Below are 25,908 nucleotides of genomic sequence, written 5' to 3'. Positions count from 1 at the left end.
AACGGGGTCGATGAGGGAACTGGCGGAACCTCAGAAACTCATCAGCCCTTGCAGGAAAGGCAGGTTGACGTGTTCGAGGGAGGGCACGACGGTGCGGCCCGCGGCCGGTGCGATGGGGGCGACGGACGGCACGGCCACCACCCGGCAGCCCGCGGCCTCCGCGGCGGCCACACCGGTGGCGGTGTCCTCGATGACGGCGCATCTGGCCGGGTCCGCGCCGATGCCCGCGGCCGCGAGGAGGTAGGGGTCGGGGTGCGGCTTGGTGCGGGTCACCTCGTCGCCCGCGACGGTGAGTTCGAAGTGGTGGGCGCCGATCGAGCCGAGGACGCGGTCGATGATGCGCCGGTGCGAGGCGGAGACGAGGGCCATCGGCACGCGCTGCGCGGCGAGTTCGGCGAGCAGGCGCGCGGCGCCCGGCATCAGCGGCAGGGAGCGGCTGATGCGGTCCTCGAAGCCGTCGTTGAGCAGCACGGTCAGCTCGGGCAGGGTGATGTCGGCGCCGGTGGCCTCGATGAGGAAGCCCGCGCTGCGCGTCATGGGTCCGCCGACGACCACGTCGCGCCAGGCCTCGTCGAGGGCGTGGCCGAGCGACGCGAAGACCTCGACCTCGGCGTCCCACCAGAAGCCCTCGGTGTCGACGAGCGTGCCGTCCATGTCCAGGAGGACGCCCTGAAGGGCGGACCCTTCGGCCGTACGTGTACCGAGCGCGGGGACCGTACTGGTCATCCGACACACCTCCATGAGGGACGAGAAGGCCGGTTCCCCGAAGGGAACCGGCCTGAGCTGGACCGACCAGTGTACGACTCGTCCCAGGAACGCGCGCTTCAGTTAAACGCGGCCTTAGCAGGCGTTGCCGTACCTGTACGCGCCGTTAGCGGGCGTTGAAGTACTTCGCCTCGGGGTGGTGGATGACAATCGCGTCCGTGGACTGCTCGGGGTGCAGCTGGAATTCCTCGGAGAGCTGCACGCCGATCCGCTCCGGCTGGAGCAGCTCGGCGATCTTCGCGCGGTCCTCCAGGTCGGGGCAGGCGCCGTAGCCGAGCGAGAAGCGGGCGCCGCGGTACTTCAGGGCGAACATGTCCTCGACGTCGGAGGGGTCCTCGCCGCCGAAGCCGAGTTCGGAGCGCACGCGCGCGTGCCAGTACTCGGCGAGGGCCTCGGCCAACTGCACGGACAGGCCGTGCAGTTCGAGGTAGTCGCGGTAGGAGTCGGCGGCGAAGAGCTCGGCGGTGGCCTCGCCGATCCTCGAGCCGACGGTGACGACCTGGAGGCCGACGACATCGGTCTCGCCGGACTCCTCGGGGCGGAAGAAGTCCGCGAGGCACAGGCGGCGGCCGCGGCGCTGGCGCGGGAAGGAGAAGCGGGTCCGCTCCGAGCCGTCGTCGTTCAGGATGATCAGGTCGTCGCCCTTGGACACACAGGGGAAGTAGCCGTGCACGACGGCCGCTTCGAGCATGTTCTTGGTGTGCAGCTCGTCCAGCCAGCCGCGAAGGCGTGGGCGGCCCTCGGTCTCGACGAGTTCCTCGTACGAGGGTCCGTCGCCGGTCCGCGCCTGCTTGAGGCCCCACTGGCCCTTGAAGAGCGCGCCCTCGTCGAGCCAGGAGGCGTACTCCTTGAGCTGGATGCCCTTGACGACACGGGTGCCCCAGAACGGCGGCGTGGGGACCGGGTTGTCGGTGGAGACGTCCGAACGGGCGGGCCCCTCCTCCTCGTTGACCTCGAGGACGGCGGCGGAGGCCTTGCTGGGCACGCGGCGCTGCTTCAGCTCGGGCAGGGTCGCGCCGGGCACGCCGCGCTTGACGGCGATGAGGGCGTCCATCAGGCGCAGGCCCTCGAACGCGTCGCGGGCGTAGCGCACTTCGCCCTCGTAGATCTCGTGCAGGTCCTGCTCGACATACGCACGGGTGAGGGCGGCGCCGCCGAGGATCACCGGGAAGTCGGCGGACATGCCGCGCTGGTTGAGCTCCTCCAGGTTCTCCTTCATGATCACGGTGGACTTGACCAGGAGGCCCGACATGCCGATGACGTCGGCGCGGTGCTCCTCGGCGGCGTCCAGGATCGCGGCCACGGGCTGCTTGATGCCGAGGTTGACCACGTTGTAGCCGTTGTTGGACAGGATGATGTCGACGAGGTTCTTGCCGATGTCGTGGACGTCGCCGCGGACCGTGGCGAGGACGATGGTGCCCTTGCCCTCGGCGTCGGACTTCTCCATGTGCGGCTCCAGGTGCGCCACCGCGGTCTTCATGACCTCGGCGGACTGGAGCACGAACGGCAGCTGCATCTGGCCGGAGCCGAAGAGCTCGCCGACGACCTTCATGCCCTCAAGGAGGGTGTTGTTGACGATGTCGAGGGCGGGCGTGTCCTGGAGTGCCTCGTCGAGGTCGGCCTCCAGGCCGTTCTTCTCGCCGTCGATGATGCGGCGCTGCAGGCGCTCGTCCAGCGGCAGGGCGAGCAGCTCCTCGGCCTTGCCCGCCTTCATCGACTTGGTGGAGACGCCCTCGAAGAGCTCCATGAGCTTCTGCAGGGGGTCGTAGCCTTCGGCCCGGCGGTCGTAGATCAGGTCGCGGGCGACGGTGACCTGCTCGTCGTCGAAGCGCGCGATCGGCAGGATCTTGGAGGCGTGCACGATCGCCGAGTCGAGGCCCGCCTTGACGCACTCGTCCAGGAAGACGGAGTTGAGCAGCACGCGGGCGGCCGGGTTGAGGCCGAAGGAGATGTTGGAGAGACCGAGCGTGGTCTGCACGTCGGGGCGGCGGCGCTTGAGTTCGCGGATCGCCTCGATGGTGGCGATGCCGTCGCCGCGGGACTCCTCCTGACCGGTGCAGATGGTGAAGGTCAGGGTGTCGATGAGGATGTCCGACTCGTGGATGCCCCAGTTGCCGGTCAGGTCCTCGATGAGGCGTTCGGCGATGGCGACCTTGTTCTCGGCGGTGCGGGCCTGGCCCTCCTCGTCGATGGTCAGCGCGATCAGCGCGGCGCCGTGCTCCTTGGCGAGCGCGGTGACCTTGGTGAAGCGCGACTCGGGGCCGTCGCCGTCCTCGTAGTTGACGGAGTTGATGACGGCGCGGCCGCCCAGCTTCTCCAACCCGGCCTGGAGGACGGGGAGTTCGGTGGAGTCCAGGACGATGGGCAGGGTGGAGGCGGTGGCGAAGCGGCCCGCCAGCTCCTCCATGTCCTTGACGCCGTCGCGGCCCACGTAGTCGACGCAGAGGTCGAGCATGTGCGCGCCCTCGCGGATCTGGTCGCGCGCCATCTCCACGCAGTCGTCCCAGCGGCCCTCCAGCATGGCCTCGCGGAACTTCTTGGAGCCGTTGGCGTTCGTGCGCTCGCCGATCGCCATGTACGAGGTGTCCTGGCGGAACGGCACGGTCTGGTAGAGCGAGGCGGCACCGGGCTCGGGGCGCGGCTCGCGGGCGGCCGTCTCGACGCCGCGCACCCGCTCGACGACCTGGCGCAGATGCTCGGGGGTCGTACCGCAGCAGCCGCCCACCAGGGACAGGCCGTATTCGCGGACGAAGGTCTCCTGGGCGTCGGCCAGCTCGGGCGCCGTCAGGGGGTAGTGCGCGCCGTTCTTGCCGAGGACGGGCAGTCCCGCGTTGGGCATGCAGGAGATCGGGACGCGCGAGTGGCGGGCGAGATAGCGCAGGTGCTCGCTCATCTCGGCGGGTCCGGTGGCGCAGTTCAGGCCGATCATGTCGATGCCGAGCGGCTCCAGGGCGGTCAGCGCCGCGCCGATCTCGGAGCCGAGGAGCATCGTGCCGGTGGTCTCGACGGTGACCGAGCAGATCAGCGGGAGGTTCGCGCCGGTGGCGTCCAGGGCGCGGCGGGCGCCGAGGATGGCGGCCTTGGTCTGCAGGAGGTCCTGGGTGGTCTCCACCAGGAGGGCGTCGGCGCCGCCCGCGATCATGCCTTCGGCGTTGGTCTGGTAGGCGTCGCGCAGCACGGTGTAGGGGGCGTGGCCGAGGGTCGGCAGCTTGGTGCCCGGGCCCATCGAGCCGAGCACCCAGCGCTGCTGCCCGGTGCTCGCCGTGAACTCGTCGGCGACCTCGCGGGCGATGCGGGCGCCGGCCTCGGAGAGCTCGAAGTTGCGCTCCGGGATGTCGTACTCGCTCAGGGCCGCGAAGTTCGCGCCGAACGTATTGGTCTCCACGCAGTCGACGCCGACCGCGAAGTACTCCTCGTGCACCGAGCGGACGATGTCCGGGCGGGTGATGTTCAGGACTTCGTTGCAGCCTTCGAGGTTCTGGAAGTCCTCGAGCGTGGGGTCCTGCGCCTGGAGCATCGTGCCCATCGCGCCGTCGGCCACCACCACGCGGGTGGCGAGGGCCTCGCGGAAGGCGTCGACTCGGGCCCTGCTCTCGGGCGGGAAGGGCGTGGACTGCGACGACGGGGTTGGCAACGAGGCCATGAAAGAGCTCCCTGGAGTGCGACGGCTGTCGGCTTTGCGCCTTCTGTTGGAGGGCGCACTCGGCCAGGGTAGCCGGGACCAAGGTCCCGTTGTGAAGTCGTCCACGGGACGGACGTGCGGGTCGAGTCTGGCTCAAGTGCGCTCTTGACAAGGGAGAGGGGTGCAACACGGGCCGTCCGCGCATTAGCGGGAGGTCGACAACGACCGATAGTGTTCAGCATTGTCGAACGACGAATGTGGTGCGAGGGGACGGAGGTCGGGACTGCGATGGCACGCAACATCCAGTCGCTCGAACGTGCCGCGGCGATGCTGCGGCTGCTCGCGGGCGGCGAGCGACGGCTCGGCCTCTCGGAGATCGCCTCCGCGCTCGGCCTGGCCAAGGGCACGGCCCACGGCATCCTGCGCACCCTCCAGGCCGAGGGCTTCGTCGAGCAGGACTCCGCGTCGGGCCGCTACCAGCTGGGCGCCGAGCTGCTCCGCCTGGGCAACAGCTATCTGGACGTGCACGAGCTGCGGGCCCGCGCCCTGGTGTGGACCGACGACCTGGCCCGCTCCAGCGGCGAGAGCGTGCACCTCGGCGTACTGCACCAGCAGGGCGTACTCATCGTCCACCATGTCTTCCGGCCCGACGACAGCCGCCAGGTCCTGGAGGTGGGGGCCATGCAGCCGCTGCACTCCACCGCCCTGGGAAAGGTCCTCTCCGCCTACGACCCGGTCGCGCACAACGAAGCCGTCGAGGCCGAGCGCAAGACCTTCACCACGCGCACCGTCACCGACGCCGATGGGTTCGAGGGCGTTCTCGATCTGACCCGCGCGCGCGGGTACGCGGCCGACGTCGAGGAGACCTGGGAGGGCATCGCCTCCGTCGCGGCCCCCATCCACGACCGGCGCCGCATGCCGGTCGGCGCGGTCGGTGTCACCGGCGCCGTGGAGCGCGTCTGCAAGGACGGGGAGCTGCGGCCGGAGCTGATCGCCGCCGTGCGGGACTGCGCGCGCGCCGTCTCCAGGGATCTGGGCGCGGGACGTTTCTGACCTGCGGCCGTGCCCTCTCGGGCTGCGAGATCGTCAATAACCCGGAACGATCAATAACGATCGTGTTTTCAATAACAGAAGTCTTGACGGGCAAGTAACACCAGGGCGAGACTCGCGTCCATCGGTCGGCATTGTCGAACACCTACCGGCATTACGCGCTAGAGTGTGGCAAGGCCAAGGGCCGGCAACGACCTCACCTGAGGTCGCGGACCACCGGAGGGACCCGGGGTTCGCCTTCCCCTGGACGAAGGACAAAGGAGTCGCGGGTGTCCAGCTCCGACATCTTCATCGGCGAGACCATCGGTACCGCCGTGCTCATCCTGCTTGGTGGTGGCGTGTGCGCCGCCGTCACGCTCAAGCGCTCAAAGGCCAAGGACGCCGGCTGGCTCGCCATCACCTTCGGGTGGGGCTTCGCCGTGCTGACCGGCGCCTATCTCGCGGGTGGCGTCTCCGGCGCCCACCTCAACCCGGCGGTGACGCTCGGCCTCGCGATCGAGGGCGGCACCAAGTGGAGCGACGTACCGCTCTACCTGGGCTCGCAGCTGCTCGGCGCGATGATCGGCGCCTTCCTGGTGTGGGTCACCTACATGGGCCAGTTCAAGGCCCACCTGACCGACCCCGAGATCCTCGCGGCGCAGCCGGCGGAGGAGGGCATGGTCGACCAGAAGTCCGCGCCCAAGGCGGGCCCCGTGCTCGGCATCTTCTCGACCGGCCCCGAGATCCGGAACGCCGTGCAGAACGTGCTCACCGAGGTCATCGCCACGGTCGTCCTGGTCCTCGCGATCCTGACCCAGGGCCTGAACGACGGCGGCAACGGCCTCGGCGTGCTCGGCGCCCTGATCACCGCGCTCGTCGTGGTCGGCATCGGCCTCTCGCTCGGTGGCCCCACGGGCTACGCGATCAACCCCGTCCGTGACCTCGGTCCGCGCATCATCCACTCCGTGCTCCCGCTGCCGAACAAGGGCAGCTCGGACTGGTCGTACGCCTGGGTGCCGGTCGTCGGTCCGCTGATCGGCGGCGCCATCGCCGGCGGTCTGTACAACGTCGCGTTCAAGTAGATCCGCGACAGCGACCGATGACCGCCTCAGACGCCGAGACCGCCAAGCAAGAACTTCTGGAGCACACCGTGACCGACGCACACACCGCAGGCCCCTTCATCGCGGCCATCGACCAGGGCACCACCTCGAGCCGCTGCATCGTCTTCGACAAGGACGGCCGGATCGTCTCCGTCGACCAGAAGGAGCACGAGCAGATCTTCCCGAAGCCGGGCTGGGTCGAGCACGACGCGACCGAGATCTGGACCAATGTCCAGCAGGTCGTCGCCGGGGCCGTCTCCAAGGCCGGCATCACCCGCGACGACATCAAGGCGATCGGCATCACCAACCAGCGTGAGACCACGCTGCTGTGGGACAAGAACACCGGCGAGCCGGTGCACAACGCCATCGTCTGGCAGGACACCCGCACCGACGCGCTCTGCAAGGAGCTCGGGCGCAACGTCGGCCAGGACCGCTTCCGCCGCGAGACCGGCCTCCCGCTGGCCTCCTACTTCGCCGGGCCCAAGGCCCGCTGGCTGCTCGACAACGTCGAGGGCCTGCGCGAGCGCGCCGAGGCGGGCGACATCGTCTTCGGCACGATGGACTCCTGGGTCATCTGGAACCTGACGGGTGGTGTCAACGGCGGCAAGCACGTCACCGACGTCACCAACGCCTCGCGCACCATGCTCATGAACCTGCACACCATGCAGTGGGACGAGAAGATCTGCGAGTCCATCGGCGTCCCCACGGCGATGCTCCCCGAGATCCGCTCCTCCGCCGAGGTCTACGGCGAGGTCTCCGGCGGCAAGCTCGGCGACCTGCTCGGCGGCATCCCCGTCGCCTCCGCGCTCGGCGACCAGCAGGCGGCCCTGTTCGGCCAGACCTGCTTCGACGAGGGCGAGGCCAAGTCCACCTACGGCACCGGCACCTTCATGCTGATGAACACCGGTGACAAGGCCATCAACTCCTACTCGGGCCTGCTGACCACGGTCGGCTACCAGATCGGCGACCAGAAGCCGGTCTACGCCCTGGAGGGTTCCATCGCCGTCACCGGTTCGCTGGTGCAGTGGATGCGCGACCAGATGGGCCTGATCAACTCCGCCGCGGAGATCGAGACCCTCGCGTCGTCGGTCGAGGACAACGGCGGCGCCTACTTCGTGCCGGCCTTCTCCGGCCTGTTCGCCCCGTACTGGCGCTCCGACGCCCGCGGTGTGATCGCGGGCCTCACCCGGTACGTGACCAAGGCGCACATCGCGCGCGCCGTCCTGGAGGCCACGGCCTGGCAGACCCGTGAGATCACCGACGCCATGACGAAGGACTCCGGCGTCGAGCTCGCGGCCCTCAAGGTCGACGGCGGCATGACCTCCAACAACCTGCTGATGCAGACCCTCTCGGACTTCCTCGACGCGCCCGTGGTGCGCCCGATGGTGGCCGAGACGACCTGCCTCGGCGCCGCCTACGCCGCCGGTCTCGCCGTCGGCTTCTGGTCTTCCACCGACGAGCTGCGCGCCAACTGGCGCCGGGCCGCGGAATGGACCCCCCACATGGACGCGGGCACCCGCGACCGTGAGTACAAGAGCTGGCTCAAGGCCGTCGAGCGGTCCATGGGTTGGCTCGATGAGAGTGGCGAGGAGTAAGACAATGACCACCCTGCAGAGCGTCCCTGCCCTCGGGACGCATCCGGCTGCCGGTTCCAACCCGAGCCGCGCCGAGACCCGGGAGCGGCTTTCCAAGGCGACGTACGACCTCCTGGTGATCGGCGGCGGGATCCTGGGCATCTCCACCGCCTGGCATGCCGCGCAGTCGGGACTGCGGGTGGCCCTGGTGGACGCCGGTGACTTCGCCGGCGCCACCTCCTCCGCCTCCTCCAAGCTCCTCCACGGCGGTCTGCGCTACCTGCAGACCGGCGCGGTGAAGCTGGTCGCGGAGAACCACTTCGAGCGTCGCGCGGTGTCCCGTCAGGTGGCCCCCCACCTGGCGAACCCGCTCACCTTCTACCTGCCCGTGTACAAGGGCGGCCCGCACGGCGCGGCCAAGCTGGGCGCGGGTGTCTTCGCGTACAGCGCGCTCTCCGCGTTCGGCGACGGCGTCGGCCACCTGCTCTCGCCGTCGAAGGCCGCGCAGGACGTGCCGGAGCTGCGCACGGACAACCTGAAGGCCGTCGCGGTCTACGGCGACGACCAGATGAACGACTCCCGCATGGCCCTGATGACGGTCCGCGCGGCCGTCGAGGCCGGTGCCGCCGTCCTCAACCACGCCGAGGTCACGGGCCTGCGCTTCACCAAGGGCCGGGTCACGGGCGCGGAGCTCAAGGACCGCATGGACGGCACCGAGTTCGGCGTCAGCGCCCGCCTGGTGCTGAACGCGACGGGTCCCTGGGTCGACCACCTGCGCAAGATGGAGAACCCGGACGCGGCCCCCTCCATCCGGCTCTCCAAGGGCGCGCACCTGGTCCTCAAGCGCACCGCCCCGTGGAAGGCCGCGCTGGCCACGCCGATCGACAAGTACCGCATCACGTTCGCCCTGCCGTGGGAGGACATGCTCCTGCTCGGTACGACGGACGAGGAGTTCGAGGGCGACCCGGCGGACGTGCGCGTCACCGAGGCGGACACCGCGCAGATCCTGGACGAGGCCGCGTTCTCCATCCGCGACCAGCAGCTGTCGCGCGATCTGATCACGTACTCCTTCGCGGGTCTGCGCGTGCTGCCCGGCGGTCCCGGCGACACCTCGAAGGCCAAGCGCGAGACGGTCGTCACCGAGGGCGCGGGCGGCATGCTGTCGGTCGCGGGCGGCAAGTGGACGACGTTCCGCCACATCGGCCGGACGATCATGAAGAAGCTCGAGGCGCTGCCGGGCCACCCGCTCGGCGACGACTACGAGCCGGTCTCCTCGCTGCCGAAGAAGCTGCCGCTGCCCGGCATCGCCAACCCGCGCGCCGTCGCCCACCGCCTTCTGGTGGACGGCCCGGCGCCCGGGCCGCGCATGTCGGCCGACACCGCCAAGCACCTGGCGACGCACTACGGCTCGCTCTCCTTCGACATCGCCCGTCTGGCGAACGAGAACCCGGAGCTGGCCGAGCGCGTCCACCCGGACGCCCCGGAGATCTGGGCGCAGGTCGTCTACGCGCGGGACAACGAGTGGGCCGAGACGGCCGACGACGTGCTGCGCCGCCGTACGACGCTGACGATCCGCGGTCTCGCCACGGACGAGGTCCGCGGCAAGGTCGAGGACCTGCTGGGCAAGAAGGCCTGACACGTCTGAAGTGGCTGAGGGGCGGCTCCCGTTGGGGGCCGCCCCTCACGCGTGCGCGGTGCGGGGCGCCACACCGCCGCCACAGCGCCGCAATGTTCCGCGCGCACATTTGAAGGCATGAAGTTTCAGGTGCTTTCCCTCATTTCCCACGCCCCGCACCCGCTGACAGGACGACTCCCCTCCCCCGCCGACCGGTTCGAGGAGGTCATCGAGGTCGGTGTGGCGGCGGAGTGGCTCGGCTACGACGCGTACGCCGTGGGCGAGCGGCACGCGGGCGCGTTCCTGTCGTCGAGCCCCACGGTCGTGCTCGGCGCCGTGGCCGCGCGCACCACCCGGATCAGGCTCCTCACCGGCGTCACCGTCGTCGCGATCCTCGACCCGGTGCGGGTCGCCGAGGACTACGCGACACTCGACCAGATCTCGCGCGGCCGCGTCGAACTCGTCGTCGGCAAGGGCGCGGAGGCCGGGCACTTCGATCTCTTCGGGCTCGACGAGGAGCGGCAGTGGGACCTCCAGCGCGAGAAGTACGAGCTGCTTCGCCGACTGTGGCGCGAGGAGAACGTCGACTGGGAGGGCGAGTTCAGGCCGCCGCTGAAGAACGTGACGACGGTGCCGCGGCCGTACGCCGGGGCGCCGCGCGTCTGGCACGGCTCCGCGACCTCCCTCAACTCGCCCGAACTCGCGGCGAAGCACGGTGATCCGCTGTTCACGGCCAACGCCATCCAGCCGCGCTCGGCGTACGCCTCGCTCATCGCCCACTACCGCGAGCGCTTCGAGGCGTACGGCCACGATCCGGCCCGCGCTCATGTCGCGGCGGGCTCGGGCGGGCTGCTCATCGCGGACACCGCGGAGCAGGCGGTCGCCCGCTACAAGGAGTTGTACGAGGCGAAGGTCGCGCAGTCCTTCCGGCCCGACCTGGAAGGCAAGGCGGGGTACAACACGCCCTTCCGCACGATCGAGGAGGCGATCGCGGACGGGCCCCAACTCATCGGCTCCCCGCAGCAGATCATCGACAAGATCCTCGGCTATCACGAGGTGTACGGGCACGATCTGCAGTCGATCTCGGTGGACGGTTTCGGGCTCGCGCCCGCCGAGCAGATCGAGACCCTGGAACGGTTCGCGGAGGAGATCGCGCCGGTGGTGCGCAGGGCGGCGCCGTCCACGCTGTGGGACACCCCGTGACGGCTCCGCACCGCGGGCTACGATCCGAAGAACACCCCTGACCTGCCCTGGAGTGATCAATGACCCTCCTGACGACCTGGCCGGAGGCCGGACCCGAGACCGTGGTGCGCCGCACGTCGGAGCCGGCGGAGATCGCCGCCGCCCTCGCCCCCATAGGCGTGCGCTACGAACAGTGGCCGGTGCGCGAGGACGTGCCCGCCGACGCGGACAGCGACACCGTCTTCGCCGCGTACCGCGCGGAGATCGACAAGCTCAACGCCGAAGAGGGCTTCCAGACCGTCGACGTCGTGGCGCTGCATCCCCCCAAGGACGCCGCCGACGGCGCCGACCCCGAGTGGCCCGCGAAGGCCGCCGCGGCCCGGCAGAAGTTCCTGGCCGAGCACACCCACGACGACGATGACGAGGTGCGGTTCTTCGTCGCGGGCGCCGGGATCTTCTATCTCCACGTGGCCGGTGAAGTGCACGCCGTCTACTGCGAGAAGGGCGATCTGCTCGGGGTGCCGCGCGGCACGACGCACTGGTTCGACATGGGCACCTCCCCCGCGTTCACCGCGATCCGCTTCTTCCACGAGGAGGACGGCTGGATCGGCACCTTCACGGGCAGCCCGATCGCGGAACGCTTCCCCGACTTCGACGAGATCCACTCGGGGTACGCGGCGTGACGGACCGGAACGTCTTCGCCGTGGACGCCGTGGTGCTCGACATCGAGGGCACCACGAGCGCCACGGGGTTCGTGGTGGACGTGCTCTACCCGTACGCCCGAGAACGCTTCGGGGCGCTGCTCGCGTCGCGGGGCGCGGAGCCCGAGGTGGCGCGGGCCGTCGCCCAAGTGCGGGACGAGATCGGCGAGCCCGGCGCCGACGCCGCGCGCGTCGAGGAGGTCCTCGGCCAGTGGGTCGACGCCGACCGCAAGGCGACGCCCCTGAAGACGCTCCAGGGCATCCTCTGGGCGGAGGGCTTCGCCCGCGGTGAGCTCGTCTCGCACTTCTACCCGGACGTCATCGAAGTGCTGCGGCGCTGGCACGCGGACGGGATGCAGCTGTACGTCTACTCGTCGGGCTCGGTGTCCGCACAGCGGGCCTGGTTCACGCACTCCCCCGAGGGCGATCTCCTCGGCCTCGTCTCCGGGTTGTACGACACCGAGAACGCGGGGCCCAAGCAGGAGGCGGACTCCTACCGGAAGATCGCCTCGTCCGTCGGCGTCCCGCCCGCCCGGCTGCTCTTCCTCTCCGACAGGCCCGGCGAGCTGGACGCGGCGCGGGCCGCGGGCTGGCGGACGCTCGGTGTGCGCCGGGCCGGGGAGCCGTACGCCGACGCCGACTTCGGCGACCACGCCGAGGTGCCCGCCTTCACCGGGATATCCCTTGCCGCTAGGAGCAGTTCATGACCGAGACCAGCGCCGCCGCCGCACTCGATCTGGCGGAGGCGGGAGCCGTCCTTGCCGCGGAGGCCGCGCGGTTCGCGTCGTTCGGCTGGATGCGCGGCACGTCGGGGAACCTGTCGCTGGTCCTCTCCCGTGACCCGCTGCGGCTCGCCGTCACGGCGAGCGGGCGCGACAAGGGGGAACTCACCGCGTCCGACGTCGTGCTGACGGACGGCGAGGGCGCCGCGGCGGGTCCCGGGCGGCCCTCCGCCGAGGCGGCGCTGCACGCGCGCGTGGTGCGGCTCACTGGCGCGGGCGCCGTCGTGCATGTCCACACGGTGGCGTCGGTCGTCATGGGGCAGCGCTCCCCCGAAGGGATCCCCTTCGAGGGTCTGGAGATGCTGAAGGGGCTCGGGCATCCGACGCATGAGGTGTCGGTGACGTTGCCGGTGATCGCCAATAGTCAGGACATGGCGGTGCTCGGGGATCGGCTTGAGGCGGCGTTGAGCCCCGGGATGCCCGCGGTGGTCGTGGCCGGGCACGGGATCTATGTGTGGGGGGCGGATCCTCGCGAGGCGCGGCATCGGGCGGAAGTGGTGGAGTGGCTCTTGGAGTTGGCGGTGGCACGGGGCTGAGGTCTTGCCTCCGGCGGTTCTTTCCCCAATCCCGCCCCTTCCCGAAACGGGGCTCCGCCCCGGACCCCGGCACGGGGCCGACGGAAATCACCGGCTCCGCCGAGTTCGTCATCAAACGCCGGACGGGCTGAGTACTCCGAGCACTAACCCAGCCGGGCCGACGGCAGCTCCCCCGCCGCCACCTCGAGGACACCCCGCTCCGTGACGAGGGCGGTCACCAAGGAGCCGGGGGTCACGTCGAAGGCGGGGTTGTGGGCGCGGGAGGTCGCGGGGGTCGTGCGGATGCCTGACCACTCCAAGACCTCGGCCTCGCTGCGGAGTTCGATGGGGATCGCGTCGCCGGAGGGGGTGGAGAGGTCGACCGTGGTGGTGGGGGCGGCCACCAGGAAGGGGATGCCCGCGTGGGCGCAGGCGAGGGCTATGCCGACCGTGCCGACCTTGTTCGCGGTGTCGCCGTTCACGGCGATGCGGTCCGCGCCGACGATCGCCGCGTCGATCTCGCCGCGCAGGATCGTGCCCGCCGCCGCGCCGTCCGCCTGGACGTAGTGCGGGATGCCCTCCTGGGCGAGCTCCCAGGCCGTCAGGCGGGCGCCCTGGAGAAGCGGGCGGGTCTCGTCGGCGTACACCGTCTCGATCCGTCCCCTGGCGTGCAGTTCGCGGATGACGCCGAGCGCGGTGCCCCAGCCCGCCGTGGCGAGGGCTCCGGTGTTGCAGTGGGTGAGGATGCGCAGGGGGCGGTCCGACGCGGCGGCGACGCGCTTGAGGAGCCAGTCCGCGCCGTACGCGCCCATCGCGTGGTTGGCCGCGAGGTCCTCGCGGACGATGGCGTCGGCCTCGGCGAGCACCGCGGCGATGCCCTCGTCGATGCGGGGCTTGACGCGGTCGACGCACACCATCAGGTTCACCGCGGTGGGCCTGGCCTCGCGGACGCGGGCGACCTCGGCGTCCAGGCGTGCCCGGTCCCAGCCCTCGCGCCCGGCCTGCGCCATGGCGAGCGCCACTCCGTACGCACCGGCCGCGCCTATCGCGGGGGCGCCGCGGACGACGAGGCGGACGATCGCGTCGATCAGGCCGTCGACGGTGGTGACGTCGAGGCGCTCCAGGGCGTGCGGGAGCGCCGTCTGGTCGATGAGGGAGAGCGACGGGGACGCCGCGCCGCCGTCCGCCGCGGTCGCCGTCCACGTCACGGCGCGCAGTTCCTGGCTGTTCATGGGGCTCAACTCCGAATGAAAGGGGGCGATTCCGGCCAAGGGAGGAGGGGTGCCGTCACCGTACCTGACATGCTCGAACCACATTTCGAGACGTTCGAGCGGCTGTCCGAAATCCGGTGTTACCCTCACCGCCACCCAGGACAGATCGATCCGATCCACGGTGCGAGGAGGACAGCCATGACCGCGCAAGCGACCGTCACGCGCTGCCCCGCCGTGTCCTGCGGCCGACGCATGTGCTGTTGTCGCTGAGCGACGCTGTTCGAGCACGTACGACTCTCCTGTCACCGTCTGGGCCGCTCCCAGGCACCTCCACGAAGGCGATCCCATGTCCCTGCGTACGCGTACGTCCCTGAGACTCACCGCCGCGACCGTCGGCGCCGTCCTCCTCGCCACCGGCTGCAACGCCGCGGCCAAGGACGGGGATTCGGACCAGGGCGGGGAGGGGAAGGCGTTCACGCTCGTCACGCCCGATCCCGTCGCCCAGAACGAGTTCCTCAAGCTGGCCGTCGGCGGGGTGAAGGCGGCGGCGAAGGCGCAGGGCGGCTCGCAGAAGGTGTTCCAGAGCAGCGACAACGACTCGCGGCAGCAGAACGTGGCGTCGGCGGTCGACGCCGCGCCCGACGTCGTCGCGCTGGTCGGCTTCGAGTTCGCGGACATCGTGGCGCAGCAGGCCGAGGCCCATCCGAAGCAGCAGTTCCTGCTCGTCGACGCGTGCACCAAGAAGGCGTACAAGAACGTCACTTGTGCCGTCTTCCGCGAGCACGAGGCGGTGTTCCTCGCGGGCGCGGAGGCCGGGCTGCTCACCGAGGCCAAGAAGGTCGGGGCGGTCGACGCGCTCGACACCCCGCAGTTCCGGCGCTACAGCGAGCCGTTCGAGGCGGGCGCGAAGAAGGTGCGGCCGGGGGTCTCCTCGCGGACGCTGTTCGTGGGCGGGCAGTCGCCGTTCAACGACGCGGCGCGCGCCAAGGACCAGGCGGCGACGCTCGCTTCGGGCGGCGCCGACCAGGTGATGGCGGCCGCGGCGGGCGGCAACACGGGCGTGTTCCAGGCCGCGAAGGCCGTGCGGGGCAAGGGCTTCCAGGCGTACGGCGTGGACGCCAACCAGTGCCCCGGCAATCCCGGGGTCGTCGTCGACAACGTGCTCAAGAAGACCGATGTCGCCGTGGAGAAGGGCATCGCGCAGATCCTGTCGGGCAAGGGCGGCACCACCGTGTCGTACGGCCTGAAGGAGGGCGGCATGTCGCTGACCGGCCTGGAGCCGGGGGCCGCCGGCTCGAAGTGCCTGATCGCGAAGCCCGCCAACAAGGACGTGCTGCGGCGCGTCGAGAAGCTGCGCGACGACATCGTCGCGGGGAAGCTGACCGTCGATGACCCGGCCGCCTGAGGTGGCCGACGCTCCGGCCGTCGAACTGCGCGGCATCACCAAGGAGTTCCCCGGCACGCTCGCCAACGACCGGGTGGACCTGACCGTCCTGCGCGGTGAGATCCATGCCCTGATGGGTGAGAACGGCGCGGGCAAGTCCACCCTGATGTCCGTCCTGTACGGGCTGCGGCGCCCGGACGCCGGGCAGATCCTGCTCGACGGGCGCGAGGTGTCCTTCGCGAATCCGAGCGAGGCGATCGCCGCCGGGCTCGGGATGGTCCACCAGAGCTTCAAGCTGTTCCCTTCGTTCACGGTCGCCGAGAACGTCGTGTACGCCGCCGAGCCGCGCCGCTTCGGTCTCACCGACCGGGCGGAGGCGGTGCGGCGGGTGGCCGAACTCGCCGCCGCGCACGGGCTCGCCGTGGATCCCGCGGCGAAGGTCGCGGGCCTTCCCGTGGGCGTACGACAGCGGGTGGAGATCCTCAAACTCCTCTACCGGGGCGCCCGTACGCTCATCCTCGACGAGCCGACGGCGGTGCTGACCCCCGCGGAGGCGGACGCGCTCTTCCGGGTCCTTCGCTCCCTCGCCGACGAGGGCCGCACCGTCCTGCTCGTCACGCACAAGCTGCGCGAGGTCATGGAGGGCAGCGACGCGGTGACGGTGCTGCGCGACGGGCGGGTCGCCGCGCGGCTGCGGACCGCCGACACGAGCGCGGACGGCATCGCGGCGGCCATGACGGGGCGCGCGGTGGAACTCGACCGGGTGCATCCGGCGGGCTCGCCCGGCGGTGCGGTCCTCTCGGTCGCCGGTCTGACGGCGGACGCGGTGCGGGACGTGTCGCTCACGGTGCGCGCCGGGGAGATCGTCGGCATCGCGGGCGTCGCGGGCAACGGCCAGTCCGAACTGGTCGAGGCCGTCGCGGGGTTGCGCCCCGTGACCGCGGGCCGGGTCACGCTCGCGGGACACGACATCACGGACGCGACGGCCGCGCGGCGCCGTGCGGCGGGCCTCGCGTACGTGCCCGAGGACCGCACGGCGGTCGGCACCGCGCCGGCCGCGACCGTCGCGGAGAACCTCGCCATGGGCCACCACCGCGGCCACGGCCTGCTCAGGCCTGGCTGGCTGCGGGAGCACGCGCGCGTCCTGATCGAACGCTTCGGCATCAAGGCGGCATCGAGCGGGCACCCGGCGGGCTCGCTGTCCGGCGGCAACCTCCAGAAACTGGTCATCGGCCGCGAACTCGCCCATGATTCCCCCCTGTTGATCGTCGAGCAGCCCACCCGCGGCGTCGACATCGGCGCCATCCAGACCATCCACGACCAGCTGATCGCCCACCGCGACGCGGGCCACGCGATCCTCCTCGTCTCGGCCGAACTGAGCGAGATCCGGGGCCTTTCGGACCGGGTCCTCGTGATGTACGAGGGGCGGGTCGCGGCGGAGTACCCGCGCGAGGACGCCGACGAGCGGACGCTGGGGCTCGCGATGGCGGGCGGGGCGCCCGGAGGTTCCCCCGAGGCCCTCGCCGCCACTCCCCCACCCGGCAAGGAGGCCCCCTGACATGGCCGTCGAGAGCCTCTCCGGCGGGCGCTCGCCCGTGGGGCGGATGCTGCGCTCCCCCGCCCTGCACTCCGTCGTCGCCGCCGTGCTCGTCGGCGCGCTGTTCCTCGTCGGGACGGGCGCCGATCCGCTCGGCGCGTACGGCTCCGTGGTCAGCGGCGCGCTCGGACCCGACGGCATCGGGTCCACGCTGACGACGGGCACCAGCATCCTCGGACTCGCCGTCGCGCTCGCGATCCCGATGCGGGCCGGGCTGCTGAACCTGGGCGGCGACGGGCAGTTGGTCCTTGGCGGCATCGCCGCCGCGGCCACCGGCCTGTACGTGCCGCTGCCCGCGCCGCTCCTGGTGGTCGCCGCGCTGCTCGCCGGGATGCTGGCGGGCGCCGCCTATGCCGCGCTCGCCGCGGTCTGCCAGAACCGGTTCGGCGTACCGCTCCTGGTGAGCAGCCTGCTGCTCGGCTACCCGGCGATGTCCTTCGCCTCCTATCTCGCGCGCTTCCCGCTCAAGGAGGAGGGGTCGAGCCTGCCGCAGACCAGGCGCCTGCCGGACGGCGTCGAGCTGCCCGCCTTCGGGTCCTCCACGGTCACGGTGGGACTGCTGCTCGTCGTGCTCGCCGCGGGTGTCTTCGTGTTCGCCGACGCCCGCACCGCCACCGGCTACGAGATCCGCATGACGGGCCTCAATCCGCGCTTCGCGGCGTACGCGGGGGTCGACGCGCCCCGGCTCACGCTGCGCCTGATGGGTCTGTCGGGGGCGGTGGCGGGCCTGGTCGGCGCGATCGGCGTGCTCAGCTTCCCGTACCGCTTCATCGACGGGTCGCTGACGGCCGCCGGGCACACCTGGACGGGCCTGACGGCCGCGCTCCTCGCCTCGGCGGCGCCGCTCGGCACGGCGCTGGCCGCGCTGTTCTTCGCCGCCCTTGAGGTCGGCGGGCTCGCCATGGAGCGGGCCACCGAGGTGCCGCGCGAGCTGACGCAGGTGCTCCAGGCCGTCGTCATCGTCTTCCTCGCCGCGCGCCTCCGGTTCACCTGGCGGCGCGCGGCGAGGAAGGCCCCGGGGACGGGCCCGGCGGCCGCCGCGGAGAGCGTCCCCGAGGCGACCGCGGACCAGACCGTACGCACCAAGGGGGCCCTCTGATGTCCGTCGACTCCGCGCTCTTCCACTCTGCGCTCCTCGCCCTCACCCCGATCCTGCTGGCCGCGCTCGGCGGCGCGGTCTGCGAGCGGGCGGGCGTGTTCAACATCGGCCTCGAAGGCATGATGCTGATCGGCTGCTTCAGCGCGGTCGCGGGCAGCTGGTCCACCGGCAGCGCCTGGCTCGGCGTCCTGTTCGGCGCCCTCGCATCGGCGGCGTACGCGATGATCCTCGCCGTGGGAACCATCAGCCTGCGCGGTGACGCCGTCGTCCTCGGTGTCGCGCTCAACCTGCTCGCGGTCGGCCTGACCGGGTTCCTGCTGCGTACCGTCTTCGGCGTGCAGGGCACCTTCTCCGACCCGGGCCTCGCGGGCCTCGGCGGCATCGGCCTGCCGGGCATCGAGGCCGTCCCGTTCGTCGGGCCCGCCGTCTCCGGGCACTCCGCGCTCGTGTACCTCTCGTGGGCGGCCGTCGCCGTCGCCGCCGTGTTCCTCGCCCGCCACCCGTGGGGGCTGCGGCTTCGCGGGGTCGGCGAGGCGCCCGACGCGGCCGCGACGCTCGGCGTGAGCCCGGCGAAGTACCAGTACGCGGCCGTGCTCACCAGTGGCCTGCTGTGCGGTCTCGCGGGCGCCCAACTCGCCCTCGGGAACGTCACGTTGTTCTCGGAGAACATGACGGCGGGCCGCGGCTGGATCGCCGTGGTCGCGGTCATGCTGGGCCGGGCCCTTCCGGTCGGGGTGCTGCTCGCCGCGCTGCTCTTCGGCATCGCGGAGGCGGTCGGCTTCCGGCTGCAGGGCAACGGCCTGCCGCAGCAGGCGACCGACGCCGCCCCCTACGTGGTGACCCTGATCGCCCTCTTCCTGTCCACGGCGCGCCGCGGATCCACCGCGCGCGGCAGGCGCCGCAAGCGCCCCAAGTCTCTGGTAGGAGCCTCTTCATGACGTCCTCGACCGACCCGCTGCCCATCACCCGCGTCCCCCGCACCGGCCTGCCCGCGCAGGCCGTCGTGGTCGGCGACCCGGGGCGCGCGGCCGCCGTCGCCGACCTGCTCTCCGACGCGAAGGAGGTGTCGTACCACCGCGAGTACCGCGTCTTCACCGGCGGCTGGCAGGGCACCGAGGTCGTCGTCGCCTCGCACGGCGTCGGCGCCCCCGGCGCGATCCTGCTCTTCCAGGAACTCGCGGAGGCGGGCGTCACCACGATCCTGCGGCTCGGCACCGCGGGCGCGATCCGCCCCGGCATCCGCGACGGCGACCTCGTCATCGCGGACGCGGCGGTCCGCGACGACGGGGTGACGCAGCAGCTGATCCCCGCCGAGTACCCGGCGTTCTCGGCCCCGGAGGCGGTCATCGCCCTGCAGCGCGCGGCGCGGGCCGCCGGTGCCCCGTACCACCGCGGTGTGGTGTGGACGCGGGCCGCGTTCCAGCCGGGCTTCCTGCCGCTGCCCGGCGACGCCTACACGCGGGCCGGGATCGCCGCCATCGAGATGGAGCTCTCCGCGCTGTACGTCTTCGCCTCGACGCACGGCCTGACGGCGGGCGGCGCCCTGGTCGTGGACGGCGCGAACGCCGACGAGCTGGTCGACGCGGAGGACCCCTTGTCGACCGGTGCGTACGACCCGCACCGCGACGTGGTCGCCGAAGGGGTCGCCCGGGGCGCCCGGATAACCTTGGACGCGCTGCGCCTGCTGGCCTCGGCCGAGCGCTGACCGCCGGTGGCGACAGGAAGAACCGTGGCGACCAGGGAGAACGGAACCGATGCACACCACTGACCTGCCGGCCCAGGACCGCGGCGGCTCCATCGACCTGCTGGTGCACGGCGGCGACGTACTGACCGTCGACGCCGCGGGCACCGTCGTGGCGGACGGCGCGGTCGCCGTGCGCGGGGGCCGCGTCGTCGAGGTGGGCCCCGCCGACCGGCTGCGCACGACGTACGAGGCGGCCGAGGAGATCGACGCGCGCGGCTGCCTCGTCCTGCCCGGCCTCATCAACACGCACACGCACCTCGCGATGAACCTGATGCGGGGCATCGCCGACGACGTGACGCTGCAGGGCTTCCTGGAGCGGGTGATACCGCGCGAGGCGGAGATCCTCTCGCCGGAGACGGTCGCGGCCGCGATGCGGGGCGCCGTCGCCGAGTCGGTGCGCGGCGGCGTCACCACCGCGCTCGACATGTTCTGGTTCCACGAGGCGGCGCTGTCCGTGGCCCGTGACGCGGGGTGGCGGCTGCTCACCGGGCCCACGTTCATGGACGTGCCGGGACCGCCGGACGGCCGCCCCTACGCGGAGCGGCTCGACTGGGCGGCCGAGCACCTCAAGGCGTACACGCCGGCGCCGGGCACCCGCCCGGTGGTCTGCGCGCACTCCACGTACACCCTGAACCCCGAGCAGCTGACGGCGATCGCCGCGCTCGCCCGGGAGCACGGCGCGCTGCTGCACGTGCACGCCGCCGAGAACGCGGCCGAGGTGGAGAACGTGCTCGCGCTGCACGGCATGCGGCCCGTGGAGCTGCTCGACTCGCTCGGCCTGCTCGGCCCGGACACGCTGCTCGCGCACGCCGTGGACCTGACGGACGCGGAGATAGCGGCCATCGCCCGCACGGGTACGACGGTCGCGCACTGCCCGGTGTCGAACCTGAAGCTGGGCTGCGGCATCGCGCGCGTGCCCGAGCTGCTCGCGGCGGGCGTCACCGTCGGCCTCGGCACGGACGGCGCGGTCGCCTCCAACACCCTCGACCTGTTCGGCGTGATCAAGGTCGCGGCGCTCGTGCACAAGGCGGGCGGCGATCCCACGGCGGTCGGCGCCGAGCAGACCGTGCGGATGGCGACGATCGAGGCGGCGCGCGCCGTCGGCCTCGGCGACCAGCTGGGCTCCCTGGAGGCGGGCAAGCGCGCCGACCTGATCGTCGTCGACCTGGCGCGGCCGCACCTGGCGCCCCGGCACGACCCGTGGTCGACGCTCGCGTACGCCGCGGCGGCCGCCGACGTGCGGGACACGGTCGTGGACGGGCGGGTCCTGATGCGCGGGCGCGAGCTGCGCACGCTGGACGAGGCGGACGTCCTGCGGGCCTTCCAGGAGGCGGCGACGAGCACCGAGGCGGCGCGCACGGCATGACGTTCCAGCCCACCCGCGGCTTCGCCGGGCGTGCCCGTGCCGCCGACCGCGACCCGCGCCTGCCGCCGGGACAGTACGACGCGGCCGACGGCTGGCCGGTCCTGTCCGCCGAGGTGACCCCGCAACTGGCCGCCGCGGACTGGACGTTCCGCGTCGACGGTCTCGTCGCGACGCCGCACACCTGGACCTGGGACGAGGCGCACGCGCTGCCCGCGTCCGAGTACCGGGGCGACATCCACTGCGTGACCAGCTGGTCCAAGTTCGGGGTGCGCTTCGGCGGCGTGAGCCTGGACTCGTTCCTGGCCGCGGCGGGCCCGCTGCCCGGCGCCACGCACCTCGTCGCGTACTCCCACACCGGCTACACCACGAACCTGCCGCTCGCCGATGTGACGGACGGCAGGGCGTGGATCGTCTGGGAGTACGGCGAGGGGCCGCTGCCCGCCGAGCACGGCGGCCCGGCCCGGCTGATCGTCCCGCACCTGTACTTCTGGAAGAGCGCCAAGTGGGTGGCGGGGCTGCGCCTGCTGGACCGCGACGAGCCGGGCTTCTGGGAGCAGAACGGCTATCACCACCGGGGCGACCCGTGGGCGGAGGAGCGCTACGCCGGTGACTGACATCGCCCACCCCTCGTACCCCCGCGGCGGTTTCGTGCCGCCGACCCGCTTCGCCGTGCCCGGGCGCATCGCGGTCAGCAATCGCGCGGCCGCCACCTGGCAGCGCGCGACCGTCGTGGAGATCCGCCGCGAGACCCCGGCCGCCTCGACGTTCCGCCTCAGCGTGCCCGAGTGGCAGGGTCATCTGCCGGGCCAGCACCTGATGCTGCGGCTCACCGCGGCGGACGGCTACATCGCCCAGCGGCACTACTCGATCGCCTCCGCGCCCGACGACAGCGGCGAGATCGAGCTGACCCTCGACCATGTGCCGGACGGCGAGGTGTCCGGGCATCTGCACACCGTCGCCCGCGTCGGTGACACGGTCGAGGTGCGCGGGCCGCTGTCCGGCTTCTTCGCCTGGCCTGGCGACCGTCCCGCGCTGCTGCTCGGCGCGGGTTCGGGCGTGGTGCCGCTGATGTCGATGGTCCGCCACCACAGGAACGCGGGGCTCGATGTGCCGCTGCGTCTGATCGTCTCGGCCCGTACGTCCGAGGACCTGATCTACGCGGACGAGTACGGCGCGGAAACCACCGCCGTCCTGACCCGCTCCGAAGGCCGCATCGACGCGGCCCGCCTGGCGCCCTTCCTCGGCGCCGGGCAGCCCGACGGCGGCTGGGAGGCGTACATCTGCGGCTCCAACGGCTTCGCGGAACACGCGTCGCGGCTCCTGGTGGACGGCGGCCAGCCGGTGGACCGGATCAGGATCGAACGCTTCGGCTGACCGCCCCGGGCGGTGGGACCGGTGTCAGGGGGAGACCTCTTCCAGGCGCCGCCCCGCCGTCTCCTCCGCGCCGAGCGCCGCGACGACGGCACCGGCGACGGCCACCGCGGCAAGGATCACGAACACGGTCGACACGTTCCCGCCCGCGTAGACCGCGCCCACGACGATCGGTCCGAGGATCACGCCGAGCCGGTTCATCGCGCCGCCCACGCTGCTGCCGAGGGCCCGCATGCGGGTCGGGAACAGCTCGGGCGTGTACAGGTACAGGCAGATGTTGGAGCCGAAGAAGCAGACCGCGGCGAGCGAGGTCCAGATCAGCACCTCGGCCGGGGTGCGGGCGCCGAGGACCGCGAGCACGAGCAACATCGCGGCAGCCCCGCCGAGACAGCCGGTGATGACGCGTCTGCGCCCTGCCCTGTCGACGGTGAGCGCGGCGACGAGACAGCCGAGCAGGCCCGCGCAGGACGTGACGGTGGAGAAGAGGAGCGCGTCCGAGAGGGACAGGTCGTAGCGGTTCTGGTAGATCGTCGGCAGCCAGGACGTGATGCCGTAGTTGACGAAGTAGCCGGTGAACCAGAGGACTCCGATGACGAGGGTGCGGCGGCGGTAGCGGCCGCTGAACAGTCCGCGCAGGCCACCGGTCGCGGCCTCCTGGGGTGCGGCGGCGGGCGCCGTCTCCGGCACCGGCGGCAGCGGCTCGCCCGTGACGCGCTCGACCTCCGCCTCGATGCCGGTCATCACCTCGGCCGCCTCCGCCGCCCTGCCGTGGTCGGCGAGCCAGCGCGGCGACTCGGGCACCTTGCGCCGGACGAGGATGCAGAGCAGGCCCGGCAGCGCGGCGATGGCGTACATCCAGCGCCAGCCGAGGATCGGCACCACCCAGGCGGCGACGAGCGCGCCGACGGTGAGGCCCGCGGGGAAGACGAGTTCGTAGAGGAGCACGAAGCGGCCGCGCCGGTGGCTGCGGGTGATCTCGGCGATGAACGTGGCGGCCACCGGCACCTCGCCGCCGATGGCCAGGCCCTGGATGAAGCGCAGGCCCATGAAGAGGTCGAGGGACGGGGCCGCGGCGAGGGCGAGGTTGGCGACGCTGGAGACGGCGACGCAGAGCGCGATCACCTTGACGCGGCCGACGCGGTCGGCGAGCCGTCCGGAGAGCAGCGCGCCGACCAGCATGCCGAGGGAGCCGACGGTGAGCAGCAGCGTGGCCCGGGAGGTGCCGAGGTGGAACTCGTGGCGCAGCTCGGGCAGCGCGTAGGCGATCAGGAGCTGGTCGAAGGCCTCGAAGAAGGTGACCGCGCCGACGATGAGGCGGACGGTGACGTGCCAGCGGCACAGGGGGAGGCGTTCGAAGCGGGCGGCTATGGCGGTCCGGACGGCACGGTCCGGTGCGTGGTCCGGTGAGGCGTCGATCGTCATGCGGGTACTCCGCTGCTGAGGGGGCGGGGACGGGGGCGAGCGGGGGGCGGCGGGGTGGGGCGAGAGGGGGGCGGGCCGGGTGGCACGGGCAAGCGGGCCGCAGGCCGAGTGGAGCGGCGCATAAGCGCAAAGTCTCTTAGCGCTTAAGTTGTACCGTCCGCACGCCGGAGCCCGTCAAGGGTCTCCGCAGGGAAATCGTCGACAACCGTTCAGACATGGGGTCTTGCGTCGCAGATATTTAAGCCCTTAGATTTCTAGCGCTTACTCAAGCGTCGAGCGCACATCGGACGCTCACCCCTCCATGGGTCCCCCGGACCCCGCTCCGCAAGGAGGCTCCTCATGCCCCGCATCCCGGCCGACGAGGCACTCATCGCGGGCCGCTGGCGGCGCGGCGCGGGCGCCCCCGCCGAGACCGTCGACCCGGCCACCGGACGCGCGCTCGCCACCGTGCACGCGGTCACCGCCGAGGAGGTCGCCGAGGCGGCCGAGGCCGCGGCCCGCGCCGCGGCCGACCCCCGCTGGCGGGATCTGCCGCCACACCGGCGCGCCGAACTCCTGCACCGCGTCGCCCACTTGATCGACGAGGCGGCCGACGACCTCGCCGCGCTGCAGACCGCCGACACCGGCAAGACGCTCGCCGAGACCCGCGCCCTGGTGGCCAGCGCCGCCGGGACGTTCCGCTACACCGCGGCCGCCCTGGAGACCGCGGAGGAGGCCCTCACGCCCTCGCGCGGCGACTACGTCACGATGAGCGTGTACGAGCCGATCGGCGTCGTCGGCGCGATCAACCCCTGGAACTCCCCCGTCGCCAGCGACGCGCAGAAGCTCGCCCCCGCGCTCGCCGGCGGCAACGCGGTGCTCCTCAAGCCCGCCGAGTGGACCCCGCTGATCTCGCTCGCGCTCGGCCGGATCGTCGGCCGCGCCCTGGCCGAACTCGACCTGCCCGCCGCCCTGTTGTCCGTGCTTCCCGGGCCCGGCAGCGTCGTCGGCGACGCGATCGTGCGCGATCCGCGGGTCGGCAAGGTCACCTTCACCGGCGGCACGCGGACCGGCCGGACGATCGCGCACGCGGCCGCCGAGAAGCTGATGCCCGTCTCGCTGGAGCTCGGCGGCAAGTCGCCGACGGTCGTCCTCGCCGACGCCGACGTCGAACAGGCCCTGGCCGGGGTGATGTTCGGGGTGTTCTCCTCCAGCGGGCAGTCCTGCGTCGCCGGTTCGCGGCTGTTCGTGGCGCGCGAGCTGTACGCCGGGTTCGTCGGTGAACTGGTCGAGCGCACCCGGGCGCTGCGGGTGGGACCCGGCACCGCCCCGGACACCCAGGTGGCGCCGCTGGTGCACCACAGCCACCGGGACGCGGTCGCCGCGCACGTCGATCTGGCGCGCGAGGAGGGCGCCCGGGTGCTGTGCGGCGGCGCGGCCCCGGACGGCCCGGAGTACCGCGAAGGGGCGTACTACCTGCCCACCGTCATCGACGGTCTGCCCCACTCCGCGCGCGTCTGCCAGGAGGAGATCTTCGGCCCGGTCCTCGTCGCCCTGCCGTTCGACGACGAGGCGGATCTGGTGCGCCGGGCCAACTCCTCCTTCTACGGCCTGGCCTGCGGGATCTGGACCCGGGACCACCGGGCCGCGTGGCGGATCGCGCGCCGGGTCGAGGCGGGCACCGTCTGGATCAACACGTACAAGCAGTTCAGCATCTCCACTCCCTTCGGCGGCATGAAGGACAGCGGTCTCGGCCGGGAGAAGGGCCGCGACGGCATCCGCTCCTACCAGCGCCAGAAGTCCCTGTACTGGGGCACCGCCGAGACCCCGCTGCCCTGGGCCGCCTGACC

Annotated in this window: 21 protein-coding genes; 17 read left to right on the top strand and 4 right to left on the bottom strand. The window is 71.9% G+C overall.

What is annotated here, in order from left to right; all coding sequences use genetic code 11:
* Window positions 1-30: 30 nt before the first annotated feature.
* Complete coding sequence (locus ACFWZ2_RS11930) at window positions 31-726, bottom strand: HAD-IA family hydrolase (RefSeq protein WP_384544929.1); 696 nt, start codon at window positions 724-726, stop codon at window positions 31-33.
* Between the two features lie 145 nt (window positions 727-871).
* Window positions 872-4,408, bottom strand: coding sequence for a methionine synthase (gene metH, locus ACFWZ2_RS11925; protein ID WP_384544928.1), 3,537 nt, complete (start codon window positions 4,406-4,408; stop codon window positions 872-874).
* 267 nt (window positions 4,409-4,675) lie between these two features.
* Between metH and ACFWZ2_RS11920 the strand changes: the two genes are divergently transcribed.
* The 8 genes from ACFWZ2_RS11920 (at window position 4,676) to mtnB (ending at window position 12,906) form a co-directional block, all read left to right on the top strand.
* Complete coding sequence (locus tag ACFWZ2_RS11920) at window positions 4,676-5,440, top strand: IclR family transcriptional regulator (RefSeq protein WP_384544927.1); 765 nt, start codon at window positions 4,676-4,678, stop codon at window positions 5,438-5,440.
* 266 nt (window positions 5,441-5,706) lie between these two features.
* A complete protein-coding gene (locus ACFWZ2_RS11915; protein WP_384544926.1) occupies window positions 5,707-6,498 on the top strand; it encodes an MIP/aquaporin family protein in 792 nt (263 codons plus the stop codon).
* A gap of 68 nt (window positions 6,499-6,566) precedes the next feature.
* Entirely contained in the window at window positions 6,567-8,111 is a 1,545-nt protein-coding gene (gene glpK, locus ACFWZ2_RS11910) for a glycerol kinase GlpK (protein WP_384544925.1), read from the top strand.
* 4 nt (window positions 8,112-8,115) lie between these two features.
* Window positions 8,116-9,726 (top strand): FAD-dependent oxidoreductase, encoded by a 1,611-nt coding sequence (locus tag ACFWZ2_RS11905; RefSeq protein WP_384544924.1) that lies wholly within the window; start codon window positions 8,116-8,118, stop codon window positions 9,724-9,726.
* Window positions 9,727-9,843: 117 nt separating this feature from the next.
* A complete protein-coding gene (locus ACFWZ2_RS11900) occupies window positions 9,844-10,908 on the top strand; it encodes an LLM class flavin-dependent oxidoreductase (protein ID WP_384544923.1) in 1,065 nt (354 codons plus the stop codon).
* Window positions 10,909-10,967: 59 nt separating this feature from the next.
* Window positions 10,968-11,570, top strand: a complete 603-nt coding sequence (locus ACFWZ2_RS11895; RefSeq protein WP_384544922.1) for an acireductone dioxygenase — start codon at window positions 10,968-10,970, stop codon at window positions 11,568-11,570.
* Entirely contained in the window at window positions 11,567-12,295 is a 729-nt protein-coding gene (gene mtnC, locus ACFWZ2_RS11890) for an acireductone synthase (RefSeq protein ID WP_384544921.1), read from the top strand. Before ACFWZ2_RS11895 ends, mtnC begins: the two co-directional genes overlap by 4 nt.
* Window positions 12,292-12,906 (top strand): methylthioribulose 1-phosphate dehydratase, encoded by a 615-nt coding sequence (gene mtnB, locus ACFWZ2_RS11885; protein ID WP_384544920.1) that lies wholly within the window; start codon window positions 12,292-12,294, stop codon window positions 12,904-12,906. The genes mtnC and mtnB overlap by 4 nt, the downstream gene beginning before the upstream one ends.
* Window positions 12,907-13,049: 143 nt before the next feature.
* Here the strand turns inward: mtnB and mtnA are convergent, their stop codons facing one another.
* The gene (gene mtnA / locus ACFWZ2_RS11880; RefSeq protein ID WP_384544919.1) at window positions 13,050-14,117 is read right to left on the bottom strand and encodes an S-methyl-5-thioribose-1-phosphate isomerase; all 1,068 of its coding nucleotides are present in this window, start codon (window positions 14,115-14,117) and stop codon (window positions 13,050-13,052) included.
* Window positions 14,118-14,442: 325 nt separating this feature from the next.
* On the opposite strand from mtnA, the gene ACFWZ2_RS11875 reads away from it, so the two are divergent.
* From ACFWZ2_RS11875 to ACFWZ2_RS11840, 8 genes are read left to right on the top strand one after another with little or no spacing between them, the layout of a single operon-like run.
* Window positions 14,443-15,501 carry a BMP family ABC transporter substrate-binding protein gene (locus ACFWZ2_RS11875; RefSeq protein WP_384544918.1) on the top strand — a complete coding sequence of 353 codons (1,059 nt, stop codon included), beginning with the start codon at window positions 14,443-14,445 and terminating at the stop codon, window positions 15,499-15,501.
* Entirely contained in the window at window positions 15,485-17,038 is a 1,554-nt protein-coding gene (locus tag ACFWZ2_RS11870; RefSeq protein WP_384544917.1) for an ABC transporter ATP-binding protein, read from the top strand. The genes ACFWZ2_RS11875 and ACFWZ2_RS11870 overlap by 17 nt, the downstream gene beginning before the upstream one ends.
* Before the next feature lie 46 nt (window positions 17,039-17,084).
* Window positions 17,085-18,176, top strand: coding sequence for an ABC transporter permease (locus ACFWZ2_RS11865; protein WP_384545050.1), 1,092 nt, complete (start codon window positions 17,085-17,087; stop codon window positions 18,174-18,176).
* On the top strand, window positions 18,176-19,114 hold the full coding sequence (locus ACFWZ2_RS11860) for an ABC transporter permease (RefSeq protein WP_384544916.1): 939 nt from the start codon (window positions 18,176-18,178) through the stop codon (window positions 19,112-19,114). Before ACFWZ2_RS11865 ends, ACFWZ2_RS11860 begins: the two co-directional genes overlap by 1 nt.
* Window positions 19,111-19,881: a nucleoside phosphorylase gene (locus ACFWZ2_RS11855; protein ID WP_384544915.1), complete on the top strand. Its 771-nt coding sequence runs from the start codon at window positions 19,111-19,113 to the stop codon at window positions 19,879-19,881. Before ACFWZ2_RS11860 ends, ACFWZ2_RS11855 begins: the two co-directional genes overlap by 4 nt.
* A 49-nt stretch (window positions 19,882-19,930) precedes the next feature.
* Entirely contained in the window at window positions 19,931-21,286 is a 1,356-nt protein-coding gene (locus tag ACFWZ2_RS11850; protein ID WP_384544914.1) for an amidohydrolase, read from the top strand.
* Window positions 21,283-21,900 (top strand): sulfite oxidase-like oxidoreductase, encoded by a 618-nt coding sequence (locus tag ACFWZ2_RS11845; RefSeq protein ID WP_384544913.1) that lies wholly within the window; start codon window positions 21,283-21,285, stop codon window positions 21,898-21,900. Before ACFWZ2_RS11850 ends, ACFWZ2_RS11845 begins: the two co-directional genes overlap by 4 nt.
* Entirely contained in the window at window positions 21,893-22,660 is a 768-nt protein-coding gene (locus ACFWZ2_RS11840; protein WP_384544912.1) for a ferredoxin reductase, read from the top strand. Before ACFWZ2_RS11845 ends, ACFWZ2_RS11840 begins: the two co-directional genes overlap by 8 nt.
* Window positions 22,661-22,684: 24 nt before the next feature.
* On the opposite strand, the gene ACFWZ2_RS11835 is transcribed toward ACFWZ2_RS11840, so the two are convergent.
* Complete coding sequence (locus tag ACFWZ2_RS11835; protein WP_384544911.1) at window positions 22,685-24,079, bottom strand: MFS transporter; 1,395 nt, start codon at window positions 24,077-24,079, stop codon at window positions 22,685-22,687.
* 339 nt (window positions 24,080-24,418) lie between these two features.
* On the opposite strand from ACFWZ2_RS11835, the gene ACFWZ2_RS11830 reads away from it, so the two are divergent.
* Window positions 24,419-25,906, top strand: a complete 1,488-nt coding sequence (locus tag ACFWZ2_RS11830; protein ID WP_384544910.1) for an aldehyde dehydrogenase family protein — start codon at window positions 24,419-24,421, stop codon at window positions 25,904-25,906.
* Window positions 25,907-25,908 lie beyond the last annotated feature (2 nt).

Origin of the sequence: Streptomyces sp. NPDC059002 (genome assembly GCF_042740435.1) — a bacterium.
In the GTDB taxonomy this organism is placed as follows: Bacteria; Actinomycetota; Actinomycetes; order Streptomycetales; family Streptomycetaceae; genus Streptomyces.
This window is presented reverse-complemented; position numbering and strand designations above follow the sequence as displayed.